General features: G+C 48.8%; 1 protein-coding gene. It reads left to right on the top strand.

What is annotated here, in order from left to right:
- Window positions 1-546: 546 nt before the first annotated feature.
- Window positions 547-1,857 (top strand): group II intron reverse transcriptase/maturase, encoded by a 1,311-nt coding sequence (gene ltrA / locus FKQ60_RS17165; protein ID WP_000381813.1) that lies wholly within the window; start codon window positions 547-549, stop codon window positions 1,855-1,857.
- Window positions 1,858-1,893: the final 36 nt, after the last annotated feature.

The following is a 1,893-nucleotide window of genomic DNA, read 5'->3' on the forward strand; positions in this document are numbered from 1 at the left end:
TTGTGCGCCGAGCATGGCGTTGATCTAGGAGGTGAAAGTCCTCTACGGGCTCAGTCGAGCGGGAACCGTTAGCCTATGCAAGGGTGTTCATCGTGAGGTGAAATCTGAAGGAAGCAAATGGCAAAACGTGGTGATGACGAACAGAAATCTGATAGTAGGCTGTGTCGACTTGGGTAACCTAGCAATAGATAGAATAGCCCAACGACTCGACGAGAAGTGCGATGCAGTAAATCAGGCATGACCACGAGAAAGAACAACGTCTTACCTCGGGAGATCTTATTATCTGTTTCGGACGAAACTAAGCAGCCAGTGATGGATGCTGATGGGTAATAAGGAGTCAGCAGAAGGCATAGTACCTTGAGGAAGTACAACTTAAGGGAAGGCCGGAACTGAATAGGTCAAGAAGCAGTCGCCAGATATTCAAATCAGTGGAGTAACAGTAACGATGCGACCCATCTCTACGTTCCGATTGGTGAAGCCAAAAGTGGAACTGACGGAAACGAAGCGTAACAAGCTGATTTGGCATAGAAAGAAGGACGAGTCTTGATGGACACCACTCGATTACTCGAACAGATGTTCAGTCCGGGTAATTTAAACGCTGCGACCAAACAGGTGAAGCGCAACAAGGGGTGCGGTGGGGTAGATAGACTGACGATCACAGCGACCTTGGAAAAGCTTCGCCAGTTGGATAATGGGCAGCAACTTCGCCAGTCTTTACTGGATGGAAGTTACCAACCGTCTCCCGTTCTGGGTGTAGAAATCCCCAAGCCAAAAGGTGGAGTACGCCAACTGGGTATCCCAACCGTTCAGGATCGCATCGTACAACAAGCGATGGCACAGCTCCTGACACAGTTGTATGAGCCGAAGTTCTCAAAGAGCAGCTTCGGGTTCAGACCAAGAAGGAGTGCTCATCATGCTTTGTCGAAAGCGAGTGAATACATTCGAGAAGGGCGGGGATATGTAGTCGATATAGATCTGGAGAAGTACTTCGATACCGTCAATCACGACAGACTGATGTATCGGCTGTCTCAAGATATCGCGGATAAACGGGTGCTGAAACTGATCAGGAAATATCTACAAAGTGGTCTGATGCGAAATGGAGTGATAGAGCGAAGACAAAGAGGAACCCCACAAGGAGGTCCTCTGTCGCCGCTGCTCTCTAATATCGTATTGGATGAGCTTGATAAAGAGTTAGAACGTAGAGGTCATAAGTTCTGCCGATACGCAGACGATTGCCAAATCTACGTAGGTAGTGAAGCAGCAGCGCAACGGGTGAAAACCTCGGTTACGGAGTTCTTGGAGCAGACGCTTAAATTACGGGTAAACCGTGAGAAAAGTGCGGCGACCAGAGTGAGTGAGCGTAGCTACTTGGGACACCGCTTCAACGATGATGGTGTGATAGGTATCAGTGATGACGCCATGCATCAAATGAAGAAACGAGTGCGACAAGTCACCAAACGAAATAGAGGACGAACGTTCCCGGCAATCATCAAGGAACTATCGACGTATCTACGAGGTTGGCAGAACTACTTTAAACTGGGCTTAAGGCCGTCATCGATGAGTCACCTAGACAGTTGGATAAGACGCCGACTGCGGTGCTACCGTCTAAAACAGAAAAAGCGGAAATACAGCATAGCGATGTGGCTGATTAGTTTAGGAGTCGCCAAACCTAATGCATGGAAAGTCGCAGGTTCAGATAAAGGATGGTGGAAACTCTCACGGACGCCCCAAGTCAATCAGGCTTTACCCAACAAACGGTTGGAAGAGTTGGGGTTATACTCATTGTTGGAAGGGTATGAAACATTGAAAATCTATTCGGAACCGCCGTATGCGATCCACGCTTGTACGGTGGTGTGAGAGGACGGCGGGAGTGATCCCGCCTCCTACTCGATT

The organism is Vibrio sp. A11, from assembly GCF_013048705.1.
GTDB classification, from domain to species: Bacteria; Pseudomonadota; Gammaproteobacteria; order Enterobacterales; family Vibrionaceae; genus Vibrio; species Vibrio metschnikovii.

What these genes read in the sequence shown, in the direction of transcription:
- ltrA (WP_000381813.1), top strand. Translation starts at nt 547, where the DNA reads ATGGACACCACTCGATTACTCGAACAGATGTTCAGTCCGGGTAATTTA.